Consider the following 24,727-nt stretch of genomic DNA (forward strand, 5'->3'; position numbering starts at 1 on the left):
TTTATGATAGGGTTATTAATTGTAAAGGTATACTTTCTTCTTTTTGCTAATATAAAATTAATAAGGCAGGCCCAAATATGGCCTACCTTACAAGAGCGTTGTTATTTAATTAAATTCGACTACCAGCCTTCGGTTTGTTTAAAATCGGGGTTTTTACCATTCAGTTTATCTATCTCACTTTGTGGAATAGGCAGAAAGTAATGCTTGGTTTTATCGAACACCCGTTTTTGAGCTTCAAAATAAGTAAAAGTGGTATCGGTAGCATTGCTTGATGAAATGGTATAATTTACCCCAAAAACAGGCTTGTTATCTACCACCTCTGCAATTTTCCATCTCCTAACATCCCAGAAACGGAGCCCTTCGAAAGCCAGTTCAACCCGGCGCTCATGCCTGATTACCTCGCGCATTTGTTCTTTGGTTAAGCCGGCAGGAATATCGGGCATACCTGCTCTTTTGCGGATAGGATTAATGGCATTGTAAACGTTTACATCTGCTCCGGCAACTTCATTTTGTGCCTCAGCATAGTTTAACATCAGCTCTGCCGTTCTAAAAATAGAGAACGATTTGTTTACCCCACCTGAATTGTTGGCTAAGTTTAAACTTTCTGTAATGTATTTTCGCCACCAATAATTGGTTCCGGGCTCGTTGGCATTGTCTTTATCGTTAGTGTAAATATTGATCGTTCTGTTTTTCCATTTCGCCCCGGGGTATAAAACTGTTGCATAAAACCGTGGATCGCGGTCTTTATAAGGATGCTTAGGATCCCAGCCCGAAGCTGCATCCTGAATAGGCAAACCATTTTTCATTTCAAAGGCATCCACAAAATCCTGTATCGGGCCGCAATTGGTCCAGCCGCTATAACCTAAGGGCTGCATTACCTGATCAATACCTGAACCTCCTCCGGTTCCAATGTTACGTCCCCAAATGCATTCGGTATTGGCATATTTCAAAAAGGCATCGACAAATTTTGGTTCTAAAGTATAACCTTGTGCCAGTGCTGCATCCATCGCTTCTTTAGAAAGTGCAGCAGCTTTCTGCCATCTTGCGGCATCGTTAGCCGGATTGAATAAGGTGCTGGCATAGTAGAGAAACAGCCTGGATTTTATGGCCTGGCATATTGTTTTGGTAGCCCTGCCCCACAAACCCGCATCTTGCTTGGCTGGCAGGTTTTGCATTGCCGCGTTTAAATCACTCTCAATAAACCCCACTACTTCTGCGTATTCGCTCCGTTTTAAGAATACCGCATCTCCATCTGTTGCCGGCGAAAGTGGTTTATTCATAATCGGAATTTTACCCCATCCCCTAAAAAGTACAAAATGATAAAATGCACGCAGCATTAAAGCTTCGCCCTTTAAACGAGTTTTCCGGCCCGGAACATTAGGGTCTTCCGGAATCTGATCAAAATTGGTTAAGAAAATATTACAGGCCCTCACCTTAGCATATGCATTTGTCCAGTCATCGCCAAGCGGAGAAAAGTTACTTGGATTCCATGCCCCGGTATTAAACAAAATAGCTCCATTTGCCCAACGTTGTTTAGCTTCATCGGTCATGGCCGCAGTTACATAAGAGTTTCCTGCTCCATAATTCCATGATGGAATAGCAGTATATATATTATTCAGAAAGCCTTCGGCATTATTGATATCGCCAAAAACCTCTGCCTCATTGATATAATCACTCGGAACCCGGTCTAAAAAACTTTTCTTACAAGAGCTTATCCCTAAAAGGAACAAAACTACCAGTAAAGCATAATTATATTTTTTCATTGTTAAAGATTTTAAGTCAGTGATTAGAAATTCATCGATACACCCACATTGTATACTTTCATGGTTGGGTACAATGCGGTTCCGTTTGCAGTTTGTTCCGGATCGTAATCCTTGTAAGGCAGTTTATCCCAGGTGGCCAGGTTTAATCCGTTGGCAAATATCCGTAGCGAGCTTATTTTAATTTTTGCAAGTGTTCGGGTAGGAAATGTGTAGCCTAGTTCTAAATTTTTAAGTTTTAGGTAATCGGAACTGTAAATAAAGAAAGTACTTAGCTGCGAATTATTTTGTCCACCCGCTAAGCTGTAATGCACCGTAGGGTAAGTTGCTGTACTGGCTGTTGCTGGTGTCCAAACATCATCAAGCCTTGCCGGCCCAAGATAAGGTACATTGGTTTTACCGCTTAAAGCGCCCTGCATCAAAACACTTAAATCGATTCCTTTCCACGATGCCCCTAGCGAAGCCCCGAAAGTATTGTTTGGAAAATTACTTACCTGAATGGCTACACGATCGTTTTCATTGATTACACGGTCGCCATTCATATCGCGGTAACGGATATCACCCGGAATAACCCTACCTGCAAAGCTCTGTTTCGGCGATGCATCTATTTCGCCCTGATCTTTAAACAAACCTTCGGCAATATAACCTAACTGATAGCCTACAGGAAGCCCGGTTAAAGCTTGGTATGGATAAGCTAAATTGGGCTCATCTCGGGCAAGTATTTTGTTTTTATTGTAAGTCCAGTTGATGTATCCGAAAATATTAACCTTATCTACATTGGTGTTAAAGTTTAAAGAAGCCTCGAAACCCTGGTTTAATACTTTACCCACATTAATGGCCGAAAGACCTGCAATACCCAAATAAGTTGGGATAGTTTGTGGCGTAGTGAGGATATTGGTTCTATTTTCCCTAAATACATCTACATCCAGCTTAAGCGCATTATTAAAGAAACCTGTTTCTAAACCGATGTTCGATTTTTGCGCTTTTTCCCAGGTAATATTGGGGTTACCTGTACGGTTTACATTGTAACCTCCTGATGTGGTTGGAGAAGTTCCAAAATCGAAGCCTCCGCCCCTGCTGTAATCGGAAATGAAGAGCCATCTCGATCCACCAATGTTATCGTTACCCACGTAACCGAATGATCCCCGAAGCTTAAGGTAATTCATGGCTTTGATATTGTACCAGGATTCGGCAGAAATTACCCAACCTGCAGAAACCGCTGGAAAAAAGCCGTAACGTTTACCTTTGGGGAAATTTTCAGAACCATTATAGCCCATATTAAATTCTGCAAAATATTTTGCATCGTAATTATATGCTGCCCTGCCTACAAAACCTTCATAAGCCCGGGGTAAATCGCCTGTAACAGAAGTATAGTTGCGATTAAATAAAGCCAGACCAGAAAATGTGTGTTTACCAAACGAGCGATCGTAGTTGAGCTGCAGGTTATAGTAGTAATAACGGGTAGCCGAAGTGCCCGATGATTTTGAAAGTGAGGTTTGTTGGGTAAATGGTGTATAGGTTTCTGCTCCGCTTACGGGATCTTTACGATAGCGGAAAGCCGTAAATTGCTGGTTTTGACCGTAATTGATGGCGCCATAATTTTCGAAAGTATACAAACCTTTGGCATTTAACCCTTTTGTAATAAAATCGAGTCTATGGTTTATTTCAATGGTACCGTTGGTGCTGTTCCAGAAATTATCATAATAACCGCTTTCTTTTATGGCACCCAGTGGGTTCCATACATCAGGTGCGGTAATCCGCCCTGCACCATAAGTACCATTGGGGTTAAAAACAGGTGTGGTATAGTTTTGCATCAGGTTTACCCAGCTAAATACAGTACCATAACCTGGCCCGGGTCCGGTTCGTTGCTCAATTCTCGAAGCCAGGTCAAGCCGTACATTCATCATATCCGTTGCCGTAATATCAATATTAGAGCGAAAATTATAGCGGTCGTATTTTTGAGACACACTATATTTATTATCATTCGCCCCTTTAAAAAGCGTACCCTGATTAAGGTAGCCTAATGAAACAAAATATTTTACGCTACTGTTACCGCCACTCATGTTGGCGTTGTATTGTTGCTGAGGGGTATTGGGTTCGAAAATTACATCGTACCAGTTTACATCAGGATAGGTGTAGGGGTCAGCTTTGCTTCTAAAAAGTTCAATCTCTTTATCTGTCCAGATAGGGTTACTACCATCGTTAACGGAGCCCTGATTATCTAAAGTTGCTTTTTGTAAACTGCTGAAACGTTCGGGCAAGCGTTGCGGTGTCTGCAAACCATACTGTCCATTAAACTGAATATTGGTTTTGCCAATTTTTCCGCGTTTAGTGGTTACCAGAATTACACCGTTGGCACCTTGTATACCGTATAATGAGGTTGCCGCAGCATCTTTTAATATACTAATTGAAGCAACTTCATTCACATCAATATCGCCAAAGTTGGCATCTCCGCGTGGTAAACCATCAATTACAATTAAGGGGCTTCTGCTAGCGCCGTAGGTACCAATACCACGGATGTAAATAGCCGATCCGTCTGAACCCGGAGTACCTGATGACTGAATAGTTGTTAATCCGGGTAAACGGCCAGCTAAGGCATTACTTAAATTTGAAACCGGGCTTTGCTTTAATTCCCTGGTTTGAACGGTAGATATGGCTGCGGTTACGCTTACTTTTTTTTGGGTTTGCCCAAAACCGGTAACGACTACCTCGTTCAGGCTTCCCGACTCGGCAATGAGCTGAATCAACATTTCGGCTTTCAGATTGGCCTTTATTTCCTGTGTCTGGTAACTTACAAACGACACCTGCAAAATGGCTCCATCCTGAACATTTTTCAGCACGAACTCGCCATTGTTGCCACTCACTACCGCAGTAGAACTCTCTTTTACTTTTATGGTTGCGCCGGGCAAACCCTGGCCAGCTTCATCTACTACACGGCCCCGCACATCGGCAAACTGACGGTTAAAGGTTGTATACTTTAACTCGCTGCGATCGCGGATTACAATGGTTGAGGCTTCAATGGTATAGGTTAAGGGCAAACCGATAAAACATTTATCTAAAACGGCGGCTAAGGAAGCCTCTTTAACATTAATGGAGATATTGTTTATCCTTTTTATCCTGTTGGCGTTGTAAAAGATATCCAATCCGCTTTGCTGACTGATCTTGTCTAATACCTCTTCTAAAGAAATATTCTTTTCTGCAAGGGTAATCTTGTTTTGCGCGTAGCCATTTGCACACACCTGAAAAACCAGGCCAAAGAGAAGTAAAACAGTAAGTTTCATGGTTAGCAGAACTTTATTTTTCGCACAGGAATTCCAGTACGAATTAAGATCGTAAAATTTCATACATTTGATTAGTTTAAGTTGTTAAATGCTCCGTTTCCGGACCATTGTGTTTGGTTGATAGTATTCTGAAAAATATTTTGGAGCAGACAAACTGAATGCTAACCGGGAGTGTCTTCAGCACTTCCGGCTTTTTACAGCTTGTCCATATCGTAAATTATGGCATAACTGTAACCCTCCTTTCTTTTACTTTAAAGGTTACATCATTTGTGCGTGTTAATATCCTGAGTACATCTTTTAAGGTTTTCGATCTCGAAATTTTACCGCTAAAATTCAAATTTTCTACCGGCTGTGTATAGTCCACTTCAATATCATACCATCGGGCCAATTTGCGCATTACACTTTTAAGCTCTTCATCCTTAAAAATGAAACGGCCGTTTTTCCAGTCTACCTGTGTAGCGGCATCAACCGGTTTTACCAGCCAATTGTTGTTGTTCAACACCGACTGTTCGCCTGGTTTAAGGTATTTCGACTGGCTTTTATCCTGCAGGCTTTTTACCTTTACGCTGCCCTCCAACAAGGTGGTTTTAACATCCTCTTCATCCGGATAGGCATTAATATTGAAATGGGTACCCAAAACTTCTACTTCCTGCTTGCCGGTTACTACAATAAATGGTTTAGTTTTTAAGTGCGCCACTTCAAAGTAACCTTCTCCTGTTAACTCAACCCTTCTCTCGTTGCCGTTAAAATGTAAGGGATACCTTAAAGAAGATGCTGCATTGAGCCAAACAGTGGTACCATCGTCTAATATAATTTTATACTGCCCCCCCCTCGGCGTTTCAATGGTATTGAATACATTTTGCAATGGGTTATTGGAAGAAGTAACTGCAAGCTGAACATACTCCAGGGTTCCGTTCTCTTTCTTTTTGATTTGAATGCCGTTTTGTTCGGCTATTGCTCCGCTTGAAACATTATCCAGAATAACTTTTTTACCGTTGGCCAAAGTTAAAACGGCTTTATTTCCACCAGGTTCAATCAACGCTGCATAATCAACAGCTACTGCCTGAGTAGTTTTATTAGCCTTGTAAAGCATAATACCAATGCTGAATATAACCAGGATTAAAGCCGCAGCACTGAGCCACCAGAGGCTTATCCGTCTACCCCTTTTAATGCCTGTTGCTGTATCGATAGATCCGGTTCCGATCTGCTCGATAATCTGTTTAAACAGCGTTTCTTTAAGGTATTTTTCATTTTCTATTTCCTGTTCACCAACTTCTGATATTCCTTTCAACTTCGAATAATATGCTTCAACCAAAAGTATTTCATTTTCGGTAGCCTGCCCATTAACATATTTATCTATCAGGATTAAAAATTGTTCTTTTTCCATGTCTCGAATTAATAAGTACCCAAAAGTGAAGAAGACCCTACAGCAAAATGGATAATTGAGAGACTAAAAAAGATAAAATACTGTAAAACAGCACTATAAAATCAAAACAAATGATAAGCGGCAATTATAAAAAGACACATTTCGAGGTTTAAGCCTTCGCGAATGATTTTAAGCGATTTGGACATTTTTTTCTCGACAGTTTTTTCAGAAATTTCGAGTTTAGCGGCAATTTGCTTATAGGTCATTTCTTCTTCGCGGCTCATTAAAAAAATGGCTTTACAATCGGCAGGGAGGCTATCAATCAACCCTTCTATCAGGCTTTTTTGCTCCTTAAAAAGCATGGGCTGTTCTATAATAATTTCAGTAGTGATTTTAGCCAGTCTTTTATAAAATTCCTGATCAGTTTTTTGTGCCCTTATAGCCTTAAGTACGGTAAAACGTACCGCCTGGTGGAGATAAGCTTTAAGGGTTACAATGTTGAGGTCATGTTTACGCTGCCATAAGCTCACAAACACTTCCTGTATGGCATCCAGCGCACCTTCTTCATCTTGTAAAATAGTAAAGGCGGTGTAGTAGAGCTGTTTCCAGTAGCTATTGTAAATTTGATTGAATGCGAGCTCATCACCACATTTTAATCTGGAAATCAACTCATCTTGATGTGGTGTTGGATAGACTGGCATTTGGTATTCTTAAAACTAAATTAATAAAAATTACAAATAAACATAACCCAAATGTTACACCATTTTTATTAGCCTGGTTTGCAAACCCACAGCTTTAGGCCAGGTAAGGTAAATAATTTCTCTAATTAACAACCACAATTATTAATTAACCTCTGTAGCGCGTTAAAGCATATACACGCTAAAGGGTGATTAAATGTTTTGAATAATTTAATTTTCATCCTATTTTAACCAAAACAGGAATGATTAATTAATTTTGACAAAAAACACGAGAAGTTTATCGTGCTTTTCTACATTTAAGTATATGATGAATATTATCCTTGCCTCAACCTCTACCCTATTTGGTGGTGAATACCTGGCTTATTTAAAAGCAGAGATTATCGATTTATATCAAGGTATCGACGAAATCATTTTTATCCCCTTTGCCCGGCCGGGTGGTATTTCTCACGATGATTACACCCAGAAAGCTATCGATTTTTTCGAAACCATTGGCATTAAAGCTAAAGGATTACACGAATTTGAAGATCATGCAGAGGCTATTAATGCAGCGAAGGGATTTTTCACCGGAGGTGGCAACACTTTTCTGTTGGTGAAAACCCTGCACGAGGCAGGTCTGATGCAAGCATTAAAATCGAATGTAGAAAGTGGTAAACCTTACCTAGGCTGCAGTGCAGGAAGTAATATTGGTGGCGTAAATATGAAAACTACCAACGATATGCCGATTGTTTATCCAGCCTCATTCGAATGTATGGGATTGGTTCCTTTTAATCTTAATCCGCATTACCTCGACCCAGACCCTACACTGAAACACAATGGCGAAACTAGGGAAACGCGTATAAAAGAGTTTTTAACCCAAAACAACATTAAGGTAGTTGGCCTCAGAGAAGGGAACTGGATTAGAAGAAAAGGCGATAAAATTACGGTTGAAGGCACTCAGCTTACCCGCATTTTTGAACCAGGTAAATTGCCGTACGAACTGCCGGAAGGTAGCTTGTTATAATTTGGTCGTGTCACAGCAGTAATAGCGAATAGGTCTTCGACTCCGCTACCATTGACAGACCCTATAGAAAGAATCGTCATTTCGACTGGAGCAAGCCGGTTTTTCACTGGCAGCGGAATGCCTGCCCTTACAGGCGGGGAGAAATCTAAGAGGCAGATTTAGCTTCGCTTAGCACTGCGTGGTTCTCGACTACGTTGCACTACGTTCGAAATAACAACCCGGAGAGGCTGTTACTAATATTGATTTTTATCCAATAAATTAACGCTCAGACTGACAAACAATTGATTTATCAACCTAGGTGAGTAATTCTATCGGTTTATGTCCTCACCAACCGAAGTGGTAACAACAATCAAATCAGGATTCAGGAGCAGAAAATGTATAGGTAAGCATTCCAGGTACGCCTTGATGTGTATTTTTATGATCTTCCTGAACCAGATCAAAGCCAAGCCTTTCCAGCAGTTTTATAGATGGGGGATTGTCGCTGGATGGAAAGGCTACAATGGTTTGCACCCCCATTACTTCAAATGCATAGTTAAGTATACGCGGGATTACCTCCAACATAATACCTTTTCCCTGAAACGCCCGAAGCAGTTCGTAACCCATTTCAATAGTCCTGGTTTCAGGATTGAAATCCCAAAGGCAAACCGCCCCAATCATTGGACCGGTTTCCTGCTCGGCAATAACCCAGTATATCGATTCGTTGTTATTAACGAGGTTGTCGATCTTGTTGATATAGGCAGTGGCATCATTTAAACTCTGATAGGGTGCTTTTCCGGTTAAGACAGCTACTTCCACATCCGAACGGAGTTCGTAAATTTCGGCCGCATCTGTTAGTAAGAGCCTGCGAAGTGTAAATCTATCCGTTTCTAATATCGGGAAGGTGGAAAAATCGAATGGTTTCATCTAATTAATTTTTGGAAGTCTTGCGGCATTCCAGATTATGATTGAGCATGAAGATAGGGATTTTTTCACTATTCGCGTTCACACCAAAGCACCTAACAGAGCGGTTCTAAAAACACTGGACATTATCACAATAATCCGAAAAACTTAATCCCAAAGTACCTGCTGGTATTTAAGGTTTTGACGGAATGCAGTTTTATCTGCCGATGATATTTGGGTTTTAAAACTAGACTCGAATAAAAATACAGCCTCTTCAAAATTTCTTATCCCTACATTGTAAACTTGTAAAAGGTACTGTGCCGGATTGCTCTTTAAACCCGCAAAAACACCTTCACCTTGAGTGTTACATAGAATGGCTTCAATCAGTTCCTGATGCGCCTGGGCGTTGTATTTATATTGCTGTAGCATGTAAGCTGATGATTTGGTACCCCACCTTTTTGCACGGCTCTGCAAATATTCCCACTCCCGCTGAACTTCCTCTTTCTCATACTCTACATAATGTTCTTTTTTACCGTAACTGGCATATAAATTATCAAAATAGTTTTTGCCATTAAAAGGATTTAAAAAATTTACATTGCCTTTTACCCTGTAAGCGATGAGCCCGAAAGCATCACTGCTGCCGGTATCGTTATTAATATCCAATAATGTAGTAATGCTTCCACCAGTAATTCCCCGCCAGTCTCCTGTGGTAAAACTATAGCAGTATTTATTCCAATAGGCTTGCATTTCCAGCGATTTCGCCTTCATTTCATCCGATCCCATGTTTGAAATGTCTATTGCACCAAGTTTAAAAAATTTGCACCAATAAGAAGGCCATTCCTGTGGGCCACATTTATAACCAGTTGTAGAATCGAATATGATTCCCTGTGCCTCATTTTTAGATGGGGGCAATACTTTCTGGCTAAACAGTGTCTGTGGCAATGTTTTTATCGGGGCTACTGCCTGCAAATTTTGTGCAGAATCTGCTAATTTTAATTTATAACAAAGGGTTTCAAATACCAACAGATCAGTATTTTTGATATGCAGCTGAATACTCCTTACGCTACGCTCGGTAGTACCATCAGTGTACTTGTTTTTAAAATAGTTTCCGTAGGTAAGCTTACGACTTTGCACAATGGGCTCAGCAAAAAACAGATATACCGCCGAAGTACTGATTTTCTCATGTGTAATGCTCTGCAGATTTTTCCAGGGAATATTTCGGTAAGTACTGCTCACCCGGGCAAACTTTTCGGTACGCGTAAAAGTTACCGATTGAAAAGTATCAAAACTATGGGTTAGGGTATTGCAGTTTGCATCGATAGTATTATTGTAATACTGAAGTTCGTCTGAATAAGTGGAATTGTTAATTAGCTTGCTTAACTGTGCGGCAATTTGCGTGCGCGATTGGGAATATGAGGCTATACTGCTGCATAGTAACATTACCAGAGGTAATAAATTAATCGAATATTTAAGGCATCTATTCATGGTTTTTGGCTTAAATGTAATTGGCTTAGTTTTCTACTTGTTTCCCGTTTTTATCAATTTTAATTTTTTTATCACCGAGTGTTACAATGGCTCTTCCCTCGTCAAAATCTTCTACTTCAGCGTATAGGTTTTGAACCACTAACTTTCCTTCTTCATCCAAAAAGCCCCACTTTCCGTCTATTTTAACCTTTACCCTTCCTTCTGTAAAAATACCGAGATCACTATAAACTGGTTCAATAACCACTTTACCTTTATCGTTTATCATCCCCCACTTTTCACCAACCCTTATTTTCGCATGATACAAAATCATTCCTGTAACAAAGGTATATTGGATAGGAATGACTACTCTTTCGTTTTTATCGATAAAACCCCATAAATTATTTAATTTAACCCTGGCCATTCCGTAATAAAAATCGCCTACGAATTGATATTTGGGCGCTATTGCTTCCTTTCCTTCTCTATCCAAAAAACCATATTTACCATTGGTTACCATTAAGGAGAGCCCCTCGCTATCATAACCTATTTTTTCGTATTTGTTTGGAGAAACCTGGTTGCCAAGTGTATCCAGGATCATCTCTTTCCCATCCTGGGCAGCCTGATATCTTGCCCGGCCGAAAGAAGAAAGTTCGTCATACGCTGCAGGAATTAATATTCTTCCGTTGAGATCAATAAGCCCCTTTTTTTTATTGGCAGTAAAGGTGGCTTGTCCATTAGCATTAAACCTTCCAATCCCATCGTACACCGGTGGAATAATTTCTTTCCCCGATGCGTTCAATCTTCCTGTTTTCCCGTTTAATTTAACATTTACAGCTTTCTCTCCGATGAACCCCAGTTTATCGTATGGTAAGGTTTTAATGATATTACCCTTAGTATCAATCATATAAATTTCACTTTCCTTCTCTACAAAGGCATTAGCGCCAAGGAAAAATGTAGCATCATCGTAAACAGCCGGAATAACGATCTTGCCAAATTTATCCATATAACCCATTTTTTTATCCTGGGTTATCAAGGCAAGTCCATTTGCAAATCCAGAAATCCGATCGTATGGGGTTATAAACAGTTCTTTTCCGTTTTTATCCATTAGCCCAAACTTCTTATTCAGCTCAAAAACCCTTACCCCATCAGAAATTCCCCCTATCCGATCGTATTTTAATGGAACAATTTCGTTTCCCTTTGTGTCGATAATTCCATATTTAAGGCGGTAATTATATACTACTGCCAGGCCATTTTGAAAACTATACCCTCCATAGTATTTAAGCTTAATCACTTCCTGGCCTTTATTGTTAATATATCCGTTAGTATTATTCAGCTCAACCAAAGCCAGGCCTTCGCTAAAGTCGGAGGAGTAATCGTATTTAGGTGCAACCACCACGCGGCCGGTGATATCTTTAAAGCCGATTAATCCTTTCTCGTTAAAAGGTGTAAGCTGCTGCGCCTGGGCAAAAAAAGAAGTAGCAATCAAAAAAAGGAAAGCAGTAATTAGGTTTTTCATAAAAAGAGCGGGATTTATCGCGGAATTCATTCAGTTATTTCTTTACAAACAAGTTGGCCTGGTTAACGAACATTTCTTAACCACAGCGGTAAAGCTTACCGATGCGAGTATAAGTACGATTGCCTTTTAACAAGCCAGCTTACATTTTTTTAAATCAACCAAAAATACTGCTGTCTTTTTAAATCTCATATCCCCAATTAAGGGTATTTGTAAAGCTTGCCATGATATTAAAAAACCTTAAAACAAAATAAGCCCGATATAAAAATACCGGGCTCATTAAACTGGTTAACTATGCTAAAACAGGCAGGTTATTTTACCGGCACCTTAATCTGATACAACTTATCGTGCAGCGCTTTTATTTCTGCTTCCGGAAACTTCACCACTTTACGGTCGTAGGTCATAAGACCATTGGTTTCTACCTCCACATCAGTTGTTTGGGTATAAACCCCTGCCGATAAACCCACTTTGATAAGTTCGCCAAGGCGGTTTACAAATTCTGAATACTTTTTAAACAGATCGGTTTTGTTTTTAAAGCTCTGGTAACCCCAATTATTTTTTTGTTGCCAAACATGGCCATCAATTGGTAAACCCAAACCACCAAATTCGCCCAATACCAGTACATAGTCTTTTCCAAAATAATCGGGACTAGGCATAGCCGGATGTGGATAATTGTGCAAGTCGATGATATCGCCAACCGGGAAAAAGTTACCACCGCTGGCCGTATTTACCAGGCGCGAAGGATCTTTCTCTTTTGTCCATTTGGCAATTTCTACCGTTTTAAATTGTCCCCAGGCTTCGTTAAATGGTGTCCACACTACAATTGAAGGTACATTATGCAGTTTTTCCATAATTGCATTCCATTCTTTTTTGTAGTAACCTTCTGATTCGGGACTTCTTTTCTGGTCGGTTTGATGATCTAACACCCCCGGGCGGTTTTCCCACCTGTTGCCTAAATCGCCACTTGGCATATCCTGCCAAACCAGCATACCTGCTTTATCGCAGTAATAATACCAACGTGCAGGCTCTACCTTAATGTGCTTTCTAATCATGTTAAAGCCCATTTCCTTAGTCTTATCAACATCAAATTTCAAAGCTTTATCGGTTGGGGCAGTGTACAATCCATCCGGCCACCAGCCCTGATCTAATGGACCGTACTGAAACAGGAAAGCATTGTTTAACAACATACGTTCAATCCCACTCGCATCTTTACCCATCGAAATTTTACGCATGGCGAAGTAACTTTTCACCTCATCTACCTTTTTGTTTTTTGAAAGCAGTTCGATTTTCAAATCATATAAAAACGGACTATCGGGGCTCCATAATTTGGGGTTTTCGATCTTTAAGCTTACTGTTCCTTTGGCATCGGTAGTTTGTTCGGCTACTTTATTGTTGCCATCCCAGGCCGAAATTTTAACCTGATCGCCGGCATTTGCATTTTCTACAAATGAACTTACTTCAACAGCCTTTTGATCGATATTAGGTGTAATTTTAATGTGATCGATATGCGCCTTGTTTACCGCTTCTACCCATACCGTTTGCCAGATTCCGGTAACCGGGGTGTACCAGATACCTTCTGGCCGTTTAACCTGTTTACCTCTTGGCTGTGGGCCTTCGTCAGTGGGGTCCCATACCTCAACAGTTAGCGTTTGGTTGCCGCTTTTATTTAAGAAAGGGGTAATATTAAAGCTAAAAGGATCAAAACCACCTTCGTGTTTACCTACTTCTTTACCATTAACACTTACAGTTGCACGCCAGTCTACCGCACCAAAATGCAGTAAAATATCTTTCCCTTTCATGTTCGATGGAATGGTAAAAGAAGTTTTATACCAAAGCAAGCTATCTTTACCAACAGTTTTACCAACGCCCGAAAGCGAAGCTTCTACAGCAAAGGGAACCAGAATTTTACCCTGGTTAATGGCAGGGCGTTGCGATTTTTCGGCAATGGCATAATCCCATAAGCCGTTTAGGTTTTTCCAGTTTCCGCTACGCTCAAACTGCGGACGCGGATACTCCGGAAGCACGGCAGCAGGATTAACCTCATCGGCCCAGGGCGACGATATTTTTCCCTTAACAGCAGACCATGGTTTACTGGCCTGCTGCGCAGAAAGTGAGAGCGAAAGCCCCAACAGTGTAAATAAAATAGACGTTTTTTTCATTTTTGGTTTCAATTGGTGTTTATTACAGATAACAATTTGGATTCTCAGCCCTGTATGATCTGTTTATTTGTTGTTTAATTTTTTAATCAGGTTTACTTCATCCAGGCGGTAAGGCGTGCCATCTGGCTGAAAAATTTCGTGAAACCACTCAACCGGATCTGAACCATCGGCCAGTGGGGTATCCCAGGCATATTTGGTATTGGTTTTACCGGCTGCAAAACCCCAGTTAATAGCGCCAACGTTTTCTGCTTTAAGCATAGGCAGAATGTTCGAAAAACGGCTGTTACGCGGGCGAGCCATGTATTCGGTACAGATTAAGGGCCTGCCGCTTGCTTTTAACAAATCGATGGTTCTCTGGTGCCAGTCTGGTGCTTCGTAGTTATGGTAAGTAACGATATCTGAATTGGCCAGCTGTATTTCGTTTAGTTTTTCGAAACCCCAGCTCCATAGCCCGATGCTGATCGGCTGATCGGGATTTACCTCGCGTGCCCAGCCAATCGTTTTGGTTAACAACGGAATGGTTGCCTCGAGTTTACCACTATTTCCGGGTTCGTTATACAAATCCCATAGCAAAATGCGTTTGTCGTGAGCGAAATGCGTTAGTACATCTTTCACATACTTTTCAAGCAGAGGAAAATTGGCTTCTTCTTTAAAAGCCGGATCTCCTGGATCTTGCAGCCAGCCTGAATTGTGAACACCTGTTTTTGGCTCGGATTGTTTACCAATAGCGGAAGTTTTGTTCCAGCAATCGTCGAAAAACACAAACATAGGTTGAATGCCATGCTTTTGCGTAATGGTTAAAAACTGATCCATCCGCTTTTTAAAACCCTCAGGATCCTGGCTCCAGGCCTTGCTGTATAAAAATACGCGCAGGGTGTTAAAGCCTATGCTTTCGGCCCAGCCCAGCTCTTTATCAATTACCGCTGGCGAAAAGGTATCGGCCTGCCACATTTCGAGCTGGTTAATGGCATTGGCCGGTATATAATTTGCGCCGGTAAGCCATTTGTGCTCTTTGTACCAGGCATTGGCTTTCTCAACCGACCACACTTTTGCGGGTTCGGCCGCTTTTTTGTCTTTCTGCGCATAGCCTGTGCTTAAACAAAGCGCAAAGGCAAAAGGAAGAAGATAGTTTTTTAAGTTCATTGGGATTATATCTGATTATTTTACTTTTTAACTGAGGGTGCTGCCAGCTGCACACCTGTTTTTAAAGGTGTGCCGAAATTCGGTGTACCATCTACATTCCAGCTAAACTGTTGTGCCCTAGGTGAGCGGAAACCTCCACAGCCTTGCCCCGGTTTATCATTAGCATGGTACAGGATCCAATCTTGTTTACCATCGGGCGATTTGAAAAAAGAGTTGTGCCCGGGAGCATATACACCATTTTCTACCGATCGCTCAAATACTGCCTTTTCTGTTTTTTTCCAGGAAGCCGGATCGAGCAAATTCCTTTTGGCCGATGCGGTAAGCATGCCTAAGGCGTAAAAATCCGTCCAGCAGCCACTGGCTGAGTAAATGATAAATAGTTTATCGCCGTGTGGCAAAAATTGTGGTCCCTCGTTCACATCTACATGTTCGCCTCCGCCTAAATCACCATTTTTTTCCCAGCTAAATTTTGGTGACGATATTTTAACCCTTGGTCCATCTACTGTCCAGGGATTTTTTAGTTTGGCAATAAAGATTTCCTGTTTGCCGTTGGTATCGCCTTCCCAACCCGACCAAATCATATACAGCTGGCCCTTAAAGTCGATTACATCGCCATCTATTGCCCATTTATCAGTAGCATCGGCTATTTTTCCTTTAAAAACCCATTCGCCCTGCATGGGATCGGCCGAAGCATTTTCGAGCACGTACATGCGGTGATTATCGTTTTTGCCATCATCGGCAGCAAAATAGGCGTACCATTTCCCTCTTAAAAACATCACTTCGGGTGCCCATATTTCTTTGCTGTACGGGGTTCCGGCAGGTGCTTTCCAAATGTTTTTCCGTTCAGCATCTTTTAAACCTTCAATGCTTTTGCTTTTCCATAAATCAATACGGTTGCCCGAGGTATGGGTATAGTAATAATAGCCGTCCTTATAAAAATTATATGGGTCGGCCCCGGAAGGCAATAATGGATTGGAAAAATTTTGTGCCTGAGTGGCTAATGCCAGTAACAGACCTGCAAAAACTAAGTAATATTTTTTAATCATACCCTATATTTGGTTAGGCATTTTCCGGTTAAATTCCCAGACGCTAAAAAAGCGATTTTCTTTTTTCCGGATGCCCCTTATTGTTTCAATTTTTCTACAAAACCGATCATTTTACTGCCCGGCTTGTAGCGTTAACCACCTGAAAGTTTTCGGATCGATCTGCATTGCCGCATTTCCATCTTTCCCTTTCACAAATTTTGCGGCTACAATAACTGTTGCCCGTGGCGATACTTTTTGATCAGCATAATGAATGTGGAATACATACTGTAAATTACCTTTGGCATCGACCAGAAAATCGCCATGTCCGGTACCGTTCTGTTTAATATTCGCTTTGCTGATGATGGGGTTTCCATTGTATTTGGTCCATGGGCCAAACGGCGATTTTGAAGTGGCATAACCAACTGCATAATCGGGATTCCTAAAATCATTTGCCGAGTAAAACAGGTAATAGAGATTGTTCTTTTTCAGCACGGTTGGTCCTTCGGTAACCGGCCAGTCTGTTTTAGCCGTATTCTCCCAGTTTTCAGTTCCCGATATACATGCTTTAAGTGTACCTGGAATAATATCCGAAAAATCGGCTTTCATTTCAGCTACAAATATGCGGTTACCCCGGTCTAACCGAACATGATAGAGGTAATTTTTGCCATCACTATCGGTAAACAAAAATGGATCGATCTGTTTTCCGTTACCCGAAATTTCCTTTAACATTGCTTGTTTAAAAGGCCCCAAAGGGCTGTTGCTTTGTGCGATGGCGATCTGCTCATCGGCAGTATAAGCCATGTAATAGGTATTGCTCCGCTTAAAAACCTGTGGCGCCCAAAAACCTTTAGTGCCAAAGGCATCGCCTTTTTTCAGGGCATAGCCATTTTTGTTCCCCGCAGGGCCTGTCCAGTTTTTAAGATCGGTTGACTGGTATACCAAAAAACCTTCTTCGCCACTGGTACCGTACAGGTAATAAGTGCCATTATCGAAAAAGATAGTGGGATCGGCCAGGTAAATATGCTTCCCGTCCAGCGGCTTTTGCTGGGCATGGGCCAGCTGAGCCCATACAAACAGGCACAACATAAAAAGTATGGAGCGGTATTTCAAAATGGTTAAATTAGTTTAACTAAGACAATGAATAAAGGCAGGCATAGGGTTTTAGTTCCATATGCCTGCTGATGGTTATTAATAGGTAATTTTAGCTACCGGTGTGAAAATCAAATCGTCTACCCCTGCAATTTTTACCCCAATTCTTGCAAAAACATAGTTTTGTGCAGGTACAATTGCAGGTATGGTTACACTTGTATTCAGGTTATTCAAATCAGCAATGGCTGCACCTCTAAGCTCCTGCACGGCAATATTATTACCACCATCTACAAACTGTGTTTTATTGATGTAAAGCGATACGCTTTCTACATCTTTTGCATTGGCATCGGTAATAATTTTTTCGAGCTTGCAGAAACCATTTACCTTGCCCGAAGCAGCGGTTAAGGTTGCGCCACGGATCATGTAATAAGGCGTTACTTCAATATCCATGGTTTTGCTGCCACTAATGTTCACCGCAATGGTATCTTGCTTGCCCGCAGTATTCTTTTTCCATAAAAAAGGTCCCTGGTTTGCCGAAAAAACAAGTTTATAATTACCATCAAATAGTTTGGCCGAATAGCCTCCCTCCTGGTTTACATTTACATTAAGTGCTGAATAGTTACCAAAGCCCGACTGCCAGAGTTCGAAATTTACCTGACCATATTGTACATTAATGGGCTCTCCTTTGTACACAATCCTGCCTGTAAAATCGGCCTGAGGTGCATCGTAATTATCTTTTTTACAAGCGGAGAATAATACGGCTATAATTGCCCCTGCTATGAAATAAAATCTATTTTTCATATCTGTATCTGATTATTGATTAGGGTTTCTGATAATTTTTGGATTACCGTTTAATACATCCTGCGCTATTGAAGAATAATAGTTACCAATGCGGAAACGATGTGCTGCTGTAACGCGGCTGGGTTTAATTACTTTAAAAACATACTTTAAGTGGTTGGCATTGCCCGGGTTGTAATATTTATAAGGCCATAAACCAAAAACCTGGGTGCTGGTACGCGTTACACTACCAATATTGGTGGCGTTGGTAAAATCGGCGGCCGACATGTTGTTGCCGTTCCACACTTTATCGGCCAGTCTCCAGCGTTTCATATCCCAAAGCTGTTGTCCTTCAAAAGCAAATTCTACTTTACGCTCGTGCACAATTCTATCAAAAGTAATCTGCGCCGGGGTTAAAGCGGTGGTTAATCCGGCACGGTCTCTTACTGGTTTAATATAACCCGCTGCTGCACCTAAATCCCCCAATTCAAAAGCGGCTTCTGCTGCATTTAACAATACTTCGGCATAACGGTAACGGATCCACCATACATCGCTACGGGTACCAATCTGCCCTGAACCTGTTGCCGGATCTAAATATTTACGCACATAAAAGCCTGATTGTGCACTGAATTCCAAACCATCTACAGGCCCGTCTTTTCCCACTACCTGCACCGATGCCGGGTTATCAGGCAAAACTTTATCCTTCATCTGTCCGAAATTATCACCGGTAATGATGGTTCCGTTGGCTAACTGGTAACCTGCCCAGATATCAACTGTTTTACCTTTAAACTGCGTTCCGGGAAGGATTACCGTACCTGCCAAACGCGCATCGCGACCTGCAAAAATATCAGTGATATTGGTATAGTAAACCGGATTTCCGCCTGCATCAACCGAAGCCAGTGAAGCATAGCTGTTATCCAGCTTTTCGAAAGACTGAACCAGGTTTAATGATGGATTTAATCTGCCGCCCTGAGCTTCTTCTGCTGAAGAGCGGGGTTGGTTATCGATCGTAAAACCGTGTACTTTGTTGGTTTTCAATTTAAAATCTTTTGCAAATATTACTTCAGGATTGCTGCCTTTATCGGTAAACAGTGCCGCGAAATTATCAGACAGGTTCGGGTTCTTTTGGTAAAGCGAATACTTACCGCCATCGATAATTTGCTTGGCTGCATTTAATGCTTTGGTAAAATAACCATTGGCTAAGGTTGAAGAAATACCCACTTCGCCACCTGGCAAGCTTAACTGCGAATTGCTGTATTTGGCTATAGAGCCAGCATAGAGTGCTGCTCTGGTTTCCATAGCCAGGGCGGCAGCTTTGGTAGCTCTGCTTTTTTCGGTCGCATCATCAGGTAGTATCGTTTTAACGGCTTCCAGTTCGGCAATTACGAAATCATAAATTTCGGCTTCTTTTGCCCTTGGATATTGCAGATAGCCGGGGTTGCCGCTATAATCGTATTCCAGGGGAACAGTAATCAGTGGTACCCCGCCCATACGTTTCACCATTTCGAAGTATACCCCTGCCCTGATAAATCGTGCTTCGGCAAGGAAACGGTCGCGGTCTGCTGGTTTCAAAGCTGCCGCTTCCTGACCACTCTTAATAAATAAGTTCAGATTATTAATTAGTTTATAAACCTCTATATCCCAATATCTCCAGGCATCGTAGCCATATTCTAAATTCTGGTGACGGAAATAATCGCCACCAGCCGAGGCAAAGCCTTCGTCGAAATCGGCAAAGAGCCACCACGATTCGATGCGTTGAAAATCCGGATAACGATCGTACAAATCGCCAAGTACTGTAAGCACCAGATTAGGGTCTTTCCATATCGCTTCAACCGACAAGGTACTGGTAGGTTGTTTATCTAAAAATTCTGAATCTTTTTTGCATGACTGCCCAAAGCTTAAACAGGCTATGGCCACAAATGCGTATATATATTTTTTCATCTGACTGGTCTTTTTCATGTTACAACGTTAATTTAATACCGATGTTAAAAAACTTGTTTTGTGGGTATTGCAATCCATTATCATCAGCAATTTCAGGGTCTACACCATAATCTTTTAGGTTATCGATAGAGAAAAGGTTATATCCGTTTACATATACCCGAGCATTCTGGATCTTGATTTTTTCGGCCCATCTTTTTGGAAGCGTATAACCCAGCTCCAGTGTACGCGCCCTTAAGTAGCGTACATTGTGCAGCCAGAAAGTTGAGTTACGGTTATTGTTGCTGTGGTCGCGATCGTTGAAGCGAAGTGCCGGATATTTACCTGCTACCCAAGGGCTGTTCAGGTTAAAAGGATCAGTACGGTGCCAGCTGTCATCAGCAAAGTTCTGCAATAATGCTCCTCCGTTCTGGAAAGCCCAGCGCTGCTCCCAGTTCTGGTTCCAAGAGTACATGGCGCCACCCGAGAAATCTGCTGTAAAATCGAAGTTTTTGTAAGAACCACCCAGGGTGAAACCAAAACCAATATTGGGTTGTCCGGCAGTAGTATAACCGATTGGCCTTTCATCAAGTCCATCGATAATGCCATCACCATTCTGATCTTTGTAAATTAAATCGCCCGGCAATAAAGAACGGTTTCCTTTTCCGTCAATATTCACTTTATAGTTATTGATCTCATCAATACTTTGGAATTGCCCTGTTACTTCGTAGCCCCAAAATATATCAGTATATCTGTTGGTATTGTTACTTCTGTAATTTTCCCATGAATTACCAAAACGTGGCTTATATATATCCACCATTTTTTTTCTGCTGATAGAAAAATTTCCGCCAACATTATAATTAAATTCACCGATTTTATCTCTGTAATTTAGAGAGAACTCACCTCCAAACTGTGCATCACTGTTCAGATTTTCTGCATTTTGAGGATAACCCAGTTCGATAGGAACTATAACGTCATTTTTTATATCTGGCAAACCAGTACGTTTTCTGTAGAAATAATCTGCAGTTCCGGATAGCTTGCTGTTAAACATCAGAAAATCTATCCCAATATCAGTGATTTTGCTTTTAAACCAGCTAATGTTATTAATTACAGGCCCCTTATATCTTGAGGTAGTGATGTTTTTACCATCGAGGATAACAGTACCCTGATTATATCTATAACCAGGAATCCAGGCAAAAGGATCAATACCTGTATCATCATCCCCAAGCTGACCATAAGAAGCGCGTAGTTTCAAATCGTTCAGGATCTTGCTTTCGCCCAAAAAGGATTTAATAAATTTTTCCTGCGTAATTCTCCATCCGATTGATGCAGAAGGGAAATACCCCACGCGCCTGTCTGGTGCAAACCTCCAGGAAGCATCTCTACGTCCAGATAGCTCCAGGTAATATTTATTATCGTAATTGTAGTTTAATCTGGCTACGTAACCAACCCGGGCCTGCTCTTCCTGTAGGTCTACAAAATCCTGTCCGTCCATATCGGCAAACTGCAATACCGGTAAAACATTGGTTTGTGGTACCGCATGCTGGAAGGTGTAGGTTCTGAAACGATCTAAACGCTCAGCTACCAACACGCCTCCTACGGTATGCTTGCCAAAAGTGCGGTTATAATTGGCCTGAATCTGGTAGGTATTGGTATAAACTTTTTCATTCCTACGCTCGCGGTAAGGATTCGAACTACCTACTTTTTCTTCGTAAACACCACTTTCAGGGTGGTAAGTGTACACATTATAGGTGTACTCATGTCCGTTGATGATATTATCGGCAATGTAGTAAGAATATAAACCTTTTATTTCCAGTCCTTTTATCGGGGTATCATAGGTGGCCGATAAATTGGTTTGCAATACGCGCCAGTCTGATTTCCAGTAGCCGGTTAAAGCTTTACTTTGTACAGCAAACTGCTCGGTGTTGTGGCCAATATCATTCGGATAATTCGGGTTACCATTGGCATAAGCCTGCTCGGTTGGGCGGTTACGCAATAGGGCAAAACGTGCTGCCCAGTAATCATCGCCACCGGGTACACCAGGCTGATCGCGGCTTTCGATACGACCATTAATTAACATCCCTACTTTAAAGCGGTTGGTAATTTTAGCTTCAATATTACTTTGGATATTGGTACGGTTAAATTCGAATTCACGCGCAGTTCCGTACACCCCTTTCTGATCTAAGCGGGTAGCCGAGAAATAATAATTTACCCTATCGGTACCACCCGATGCACTTAAATTAACCGAAGTTTGTGGTGCATTGGGTGCAATAATAATATCTTTCCAATTCTGGCTTTGGTAACCATATTCAGTACCTGCTTTCCATTTATCGAGCTCGGCCTGGGTAATTGTAGTTGAACCGTTTTGGTTCATTTCGGCAGTTGCTTTACCCAGCATCCACTGGTAAGCATCTGTGGTTTCAGGAAAGCGTACCCAGTTTTGCCAGCCGGTGTAGGCATCAACACTAAAAGTATTGCGGGTATCGTTTTTACCTCTTTTGGTGGTTACTAAAATTACCCCGTTAGCTGCGCGGCTACCATAAATAGCTGCCGATGCATCTTTTAATACACTGATCGATTCGATATCGTTTGGTGAAATGTTATTGAACTGGCCCGCATCCTGCTGAATCCCGTCAATTACATACAAAGGGTTACCCATATTACGGATCTGAATATTGGCCGATGCCCCCGGTCTTCCATCCGGCATACGGAACGATACTCCTGGTAATTTACCTGCAAGCCCTGTGCTTACGGTAGAACCGCCATGTACTTTTTCCAAATCTTTACTGCTGATGGAGGAAATGGCACCGGTAATGGCTTCTTTCTTCTGCGTGTTGTAACCTACCACAATCACTTCCGAAAGATCGTTGTTGGAAGGCTTCAGTTTAACGTTAACCTGCGAACGTCCGGCAAGGGCAACTTCCTGGTTAACATAGCCCACATAAATAAAAATCAGTGTTGCATTTTTATCCGCCACCTGAATTTTATACTTACCATCGCCATCGGTAGTAGCGCCTGTATTGGTACCCTTAATTTTTATACTTGCGCCAACAACGGTTTCGCCCTTCTCGTCGGTTACGGTACCGGTAACGGTAGCTGTCTCCTGTGCCCGGAGCTGCAATGAAAGTAAAATCAGGGCAAATGAGGCGAAAATAACTGCATGGACTTTGCGTTTCAAAAACAACTTTTGAAGCAAGTACCAATCGCGGCAGACTATGCTGCCAGAAGAGAGTAGACTTCTTTTCATAAAGGTTTAGTAATTTGGTTAGTTTGTGATAAAGGCTTGTACGCCGTTTACCTATTCAAAGGTTGGCTTTTTATGCACGGGGTGGGCTAGCACTTTGTATCAATCTTTCTGCAATTTGTCTCGTTTTATCGATTTAGTAAGCTGGTAAATAGAAATCAAATGGTTTATCGCGGTCGCAAACCAGTGTACCATCTTTAAATTCGAGTTCGGCTACATGTATCGATGTACGCTTGTTCGAGTAAGAAAATGCGCCATCAGCATCAAGCGTGCCCTCGAAATGTACTTTTCTTCCGGGGTGGGTAAAATAAAAGATATAAGCCTTATTACCGATTACCTGTACATCGGCATGCGCACCTGTGGGGGTATCCTCCAGCCTGTGGCCAGGCACATCAAGCACCAATCCTTGTTTTTCCCAGCTTTTGCCATCTTTTGAGCGGTAAACGCGCTGTCCATGCCACTCGTCGGTAATCATCCAGTACCAGTTTTTAAAAAAGAAAGCTTTGGCGCCTTCGTGTGGTGCCCCGCCAATAGCGGGCTCGGTTTGTGCAGTCCAGTGTTGTAAATCATTGCTTTCGGCAGTCATGGTAATGCTGCCTTTCGAACTATCTTTATACCACATGTGCCACTTACCATCAGGCATCTTTAACAAAGTAGGGTCGATAACATGGTCAGAATTAAGGGAGATAAAGCCTTTGTATTTCCATTTCCACAGATTTTTACTGGTGTAGTGCGCTATTTTTGCGGTACCGCCCCAATGGTTGCGTACCCCCTCAATATAAGCCAGGTACATGTGGTACACACCTTTTTCATAAATTACATCTGGTGCCCAAAAGGTATTTACGCCCGGTTCGAAATCCAGGTCGAGTGCACCTTTATATACAAAGGTTTTCCCGTTATCGATACTTGTGGCTACGCCGATATTCGTGCCGTAACAATAGGCCACATCGCTGGTTTGGGCATTGGCCCTGCGCTGGGTATAAAGTATCCACCAGCTTTTTTCGGCATGGTTATACACCATAACCGGATCGGCAGCACCATCATAAACCGGATCGCGGTATAGCGGTGATGGTGCAATGCGCAGCTGTTGTGCGGCGGCTGAAAGCGATAAAATGAGCAGGATAGCTAAACTTAGAAACTGTTTAAATTTCTGCGAAATATCAAATAGGCGGTGGAGACACCGTCCATTAGCACTCGCTAGAGGTGGGTGTCCCCAGCCACCTGATAGACCTGTGAATTTTTTATTCATTTTTAAACAGCTGCTTAAAGCTTTAATATTTTTCAATCTGGAATGATTTGGTTAGCAGACTGCAAATAATAGCATTTGCCCCACTGCACAAAACAGATACGTCTCAATCTTTCTACTTATCTGCTCAAATTGAAAAACCAAGGCATATCTTTAATATATTTGATCT

16 protein-coding genes are annotated in these 24,727 nt (G+C 41.7%); 1 reads left to right on the top strand and 15 read right to left on the bottom strand.

The genetic code is table 11. The features are described 5' to 3' along the window. Positions 1-119: 119 nt before the first annotated feature. The 4 genes from DBR40_RS22055 to DBR40_RS22070 all read right to left on the bottom strand — a co-directional run bounded on the left by DBR40_RS22055 (position 120) and on the right by DBR40_RS22070 (position 7,108). Entirely contained in the window at positions 120-1,763 is a 1,644-nt protein-coding gene (locus DBR40_RS22055; protein ID WP_124561899.1) for a RagB/SusD family nutrient uptake outer membrane protein, read from the bottom strand. Positions 1,764-1,786: 23 nt separating this feature from the next. After that, the gene (locus tag DBR40_RS22060) at positions 1,787-5,104 is read right to left on the bottom strand and encodes a TonB-dependent receptor (protein ID WP_124561900.1); all 3,318 of its coding nucleotides are present in this window, start codon (positions 5,102-5,104) and stop codon (positions 1,787-1,789) included. A gap of 154 nt (positions 5,105-5,258) precedes the next feature. Then, positions 5,259-6,428 (bottom strand): FecR family protein, encoded by a 1,170-nt coding sequence (locus tag DBR40_RS22065; RefSeq protein ID WP_124561901.1) that lies wholly within the window; start codon positions 6,426-6,428, stop codon positions 5,259-5,261. Positions 6,429-6,529: 101 nt separating this feature from the next. Further along, entirely contained in the window at positions 6,530-7,108 is a 579-nt protein-coding gene (locus DBR40_RS22070; RefSeq protein WP_124561902.1) for an RNA polymerase sigma-70 factor, read from the bottom strand. 301 nt (positions 7,109-7,409) lie between these two features. Here DBR40_RS22070 and pepE point away from each other — a divergent pair, with 301 nt between their 5' ends. Beyond that, positions 7,410-8,105, top strand: coding sequence for a dipeptidase PepE (pepE, locus tag DBR40_RS22075; protein WP_233603954.1), 696 nt, complete (start codon positions 7,410-7,412; stop codon positions 8,103-8,105). Between the two features lie 354 nt (positions 8,106-8,459). On the opposite strand, the gene DBR40_RS22080 is transcribed toward pepE, so the two are convergent. The 11 genes from DBR40_RS22080 to DBR40_RS22130 all read right to left on the bottom strand — a co-directional run bounded on the left by DBR40_RS22080 (position 8,460) and on the right by DBR40_RS22130 (position 24,561). After that, positions 8,460-9,008 (bottom strand): GNAT family N-acetyltransferase, encoded by a 549-nt coding sequence (locus DBR40_RS22080; RefSeq protein WP_124561903.1) that lies wholly within the window; start codon positions 9,006-9,008, stop codon positions 8,460-8,462. Positions 9,009-9,152: 144 nt separating this feature from the next. Beyond that, entirely contained in the window at positions 9,153-10,469 is a 1,317-nt protein-coding gene (locus DBR40_RS22085) for a hypothetical protein (protein WP_124561904.1), read from the bottom strand. A 25-nt stretch (positions 10,470-10,494) separates the two neighbouring features. Beyond that, entirely contained in the window at positions 10,495-11,961 is a 1,467-nt protein-coding gene (locus DBR40_RS22090; protein ID WP_158674112.1) for a WG repeat-containing protein, read from the bottom strand. Positions 11,962-12,269: 308 nt separating this feature from the next. Further along, positions 12,270-14,117 (bottom strand): glycoside hydrolase family 2 protein, encoded by a 1,848-nt coding sequence (locus DBR40_RS22095; RefSeq protein WP_124561906.1) that lies wholly within the window; start codon positions 14,115-14,117, stop codon positions 12,270-12,272. Positions 14,118-14,180: 63 nt separating this feature from the next. Beyond that, a complete protein-coding gene (locus DBR40_RS22100) occupies positions 14,181-15,260 on the bottom strand; it encodes a cellulase family glycosylhydrolase (protein ID WP_124561907.1) in 1,080 nt (359 codons plus the stop codon). A 20-nt stretch (positions 15,261-15,280) separates the two neighbouring features. Further along, positions 15,281-16,306, bottom strand: a complete 1,026-nt coding sequence (locus DBR40_RS22105) for a family 43 glycosylhydrolase (protein ID WP_199748412.1) — start codon at positions 16,304-16,306, stop codon at positions 15,281-15,283. Between the two features lie 111 nt (positions 16,307-16,417). Then, positions 16,418-17,395, bottom strand: a complete 978-nt coding sequence (locus tag DBR40_RS22110; protein WP_233603955.1) for a glycoside hydrolase family 43 protein — start codon at positions 17,393-17,395, stop codon at positions 16,418-16,420. 78 nt (positions 17,396-17,473) lie between these two features. Then, positions 17,474-18,175, bottom strand: coding sequence for a DUF3823 domain-containing protein (locus tag DBR40_RS22115; RefSeq protein ID WP_124561908.1), 702 nt, complete (start codon positions 18,173-18,175; stop codon positions 17,474-17,476). A 12-nt stretch (positions 18,176-18,187) separates the two neighbouring features. After that, positions 18,188-20,110, bottom strand: a complete 1,923-nt coding sequence (locus DBR40_RS22120; RefSeq protein ID WP_233603956.1) for a RagB/SusD family nutrient uptake outer membrane protein — start codon at positions 20,108-20,110, stop codon at positions 18,188-18,190. 1 nt (position 20,111) lies between these two features. Continuing rightward, positions 20,112-23,315 (bottom strand): SusC/RagA family TonB-linked outer membrane protein, encoded by a 3,204-nt coding sequence (locus tag DBR40_RS22125; protein ID WP_124561909.1) that lies wholly within the window; start codon positions 23,313-23,315, stop codon positions 20,112-20,114. Positions 23,316-23,448: 133 nt separating this feature from the next. Then, entirely contained in the window at positions 23,449-24,561 is a 1,113-nt protein-coding gene (locus DBR40_RS22130; protein WP_233603957.1) for a glycosyl hydrolase, read from the bottom strand. Positions 24,562-24,727: the final 166 nt, after the last annotated feature.

Origin of the sequence: Pedobacter sp. KBW01, assembly GCF_003852395.1 — a bacterium.
Lineage (GTDB): Bacteria > Bacteroidota > Bacteroidia > Sphingobacteriales > Sphingobacteriaceae > Pedobacter.

Bases quoted from the DNA above. Each gene is read 5' to 3' on its own strand.
- DBR40_RS22055 (WP_124561899.1), bottom strand. From the start codon at position 1,763: ATGAAAAAATATAATTATGCTTTACTGGTAGTTTTGTTCCTTTTAGGG.
- DBR40_RS22060 (WP_124561900.1), bottom strand. From the start codon at position 5,104: ATGAAATTTTACGATCTTAATTCGTACTGGAATTCCTGTGCGAAAAAT.
- DBR40_RS22065 (WP_124561901.1), bottom strand. From the start codon at position 6,428: ATGGAAAAAGAACAATTTTTAATCCTGATAGATAAATATGTTAATGGG.
- DBR40_RS22070 (WP_124561902.1), bottom strand. From the start codon at position 7,108: ATGCCAGTCTATCCAACACCACATCAAGATGAGTTGATTTCCAGATTA.
- pepE (WP_233603954.1), top strand. From the start codon at position 7,410: ATGATGAATATTATCCTTGCCTCAACCTCTACCCTATTTGGTGGTGAA.
- DBR40_RS22080 (WP_124561903.1), bottom strand. From the start codon at position 9,008: ATGAAACCATTCGATTTTTCCACCTTCCCGATATTAGAAACGGATAGA.
- DBR40_RS22085 (WP_124561904.1), bottom strand. From the start codon at position 10,469: ATGAATAGATGCCTTAAATATTCGATTAATTTATTACCTCTGGTAATG.
- DBR40_RS22090 (WP_158674112.1), bottom strand. From the start codon at position 11,961: ATGAAAAACCTAATTACTGCTTTCCTTTTTTTGATTGCTACTTCTTTT.
- DBR40_RS22095 (WP_124561906.1), bottom strand. From the start codon at position 14,117: ATGAAAAAAACGTCTATTTTATTTACACTGTTGGGGCTTTCGCTCTCA.
- DBR40_RS22100 (WP_124561907.1), bottom strand. From the start codon at position 15,260: ATGAACTTAAAAAACTATCTTCTTCCTTTTGCCTTTGCGCTTTGTTTA.
- DBR40_RS22105 (WP_199748412.1), bottom strand. From the start codon at position 16,306: ATGATTAAAAAATATTACTTAGTTTTTGCAGGTCTGTTACTGGCATTA.
- DBR40_RS22115 (WP_124561908.1), bottom strand. From the start codon at position 18,175: ATGAAAAATAGATTTTATTTCATAGCAGGGGCAATTATAGCCGTATTA.
- DBR40_RS22120 (WP_233603956.1), bottom strand. From the start codon at position 20,110: ATGAAAAAGACCAGTCAGATGAAAAAATATATATACGCATTTGTGGCC.
- DBR40_RS22125 (WP_124561909.1), bottom strand. From the start codon at position 23,315: ATGAAAAGAAGTCTACTCTCTTCTGGCAGCATAGTCTGCCGCGATTGG.
- DBR40_RS22130 (WP_233603957.1), bottom strand. From the start codon at position 24,561: ATGAATAAAAAATTCACAGGTCTATCAGGTGGCTGGGGACACCCACCT.